Raw genomic sequence first — 1,825 nt, forward strand, 5'->3', positions numbered from 1 at the left:
CACTACTTCCACTGCGACCAAATCGGCATCCCGAGAGAGATGACCGATAGCGACGGCAACCTGGTTTGGTTTGGCAACTACACCGGTTGGGGCTGTCTGAAAGAGGAAACCAAGGTAACGTATAACGCATACCAACCCTTCCGTTTACAGAATCAGTATTGCGATGAAGAAACAGGGTTGCATTACAACTTCTTCAGGTATTACGAGCCTGATGCGGGGCGGTTTGTGAATCAGGATAGGATTGGGTTGCTGGGTGGAGAGAATCTTTATCGGTTTGCAAAAAATACACAAGTATGGGTTGATTTACTAGGTTTATCTCCTACTCCTGGTGCATGCAATACCCCATGTTCTAGAGAAGACATTATTGAGTACACTAAACTTGAGGTAGGAAAACGTGAAAATGATATTAAAAGTATTGCCTCTGATGCGAGAGTTGGAATAAGAGGTAGTACCGCTTCAGGGAAAAGTAGTTATAAGGGTACGAACTGGAGTCCATCTTCAGATATTGATGCTTTTATTGCTACTGATATGCTAACAAAAGGAGCAATGGGAAAAGATTTGCCTAGTGAATTGAAGAATATAGAATCAGACATAAACAAGGCATTAAAAGAAAAATGCCCTAATAATGGAAAAGGAAATGACTTATTTTCATTTAAGGTTCAAAAATCACGATTCCCTGAAAATGCTCAGCGGTTTGCTGAGAAAATCATACTTATATTTTAAGGAGGAAATATAATGAAGTTACCTTATAAACCGCAAGATATTAGAAATTTTTTTGCTTATTCATATGAGTTTATTGATTGTCTTGATTTTATGAGAAATCCTGATGAGATAATTGAAAATTATATAGAGTATGAAAAATTTATTATTGAAAGAATAAAAAATATTGGAATATCAGATAATTTTTATTTTGAATTATCTGATACTGACTCCTACGCTATACAAGCAATGTGGATACCACCTTTTGCTATTGTTGGTATTCTAGTAAATGGATTAATTCAGTTTGAAAATAAACAGGGAATTCATTTTTCAATTAATGAACAGGAACAGTGTGATTTAGATATTCAAACTGATAAACGCTGGACAATGGGTCTTGTACTGTTTCATGTAAAAAATATTAAAAGCGGAGAGTCTTTAATATTGTCTCCATTTCAATTATCTATTCCTGATTATGGACTTGAATGAAGTAGCATAGAAGCCATCGCAAGGTTCTCTGAAAATTTTCAGACGACCTTTCCCTAAACGTCATCCGCTACCACTACGACTTCAACGGCAACCGTACCGCCACCGTCCTGCCCGACGGCAGACAGATCAACTATCTGTATTACGGCAGCGGCCACCTGCACCAAATCAGCCTTGACGACGAAGTCATCACCGACATCGAACGCGACAAACTGCACCGCGAAATCTACCGCACACAGGGTAAGCTCGCCAGCCGTTACGAACTTGACCCCTTAGGTCGTCTGAAAAGGCAAATCGCCACCCTCAACGACCTGACGGAAGGCGGCAAAGGCAAAACCAAAGTAGCGGCGGGTTATGGCCAAACCGCCGTCAAACGCAGCTACGGCTACGACCGCACCGGCAACCTGACCCACAGCACCGACCAACGGACGGGCACGACCCGGTTCGAGTACGACAAACTGGGCAGGATTACCCAAGCGGGCAGCGAACGGTTCGCCTTCGACCCCGCGCACAATATCCTTTCAGACGACCTCAATGCCGTCCCCGACAACCGCCTGAAAACCTACAACGGCAGCAGCTATTACTACGACGACCTCGGCAACCTGATCCACCGAGAACTGGCCGACGGCGAAGTACAGAACTA

At 43.0% G+C, this 1,825-nt stretch carries 2 protein-coding genes and 1 pseudogene; all 3 read left to right on the forward strand.

Annotated features, from left to right (window positions below):
* Nucleotides 1–723: RHS repeat domain-containing protein (locus HMPREF2596_RS11515; protein WP_283140392.1), on the forward strand; the 723-nt coding region annotated here is incomplete at its 5' end.
* Between the two features lie 12 nt (nt 724–735).
* Entirely contained in the window at nt 736–1,185 is a 450-nt protein-coding gene (locus tag HMPREF2596_RS01595; protein ID WP_070849145.1) for a hypothetical protein, read from the forward strand.
* A 62-nt stretch (nt 1,186–1,247) separates the two neighbouring features.
* Nucleotides 1,248–1,825 (forward strand): annotated as a pseudogene (locus tag HMPREF2596_RS10835) (RHS repeat domain-containing protein); the annotation flags it as partial.

The organism is Neisseria sp. HMSC078C12, assembly GCF_001838065.1.
In the GTDB taxonomy this organism is placed as follows: Bacteria; Pseudomonadota; Gammaproteobacteria; order Burkholderiales; family Neisseriaceae; genus Neisseria.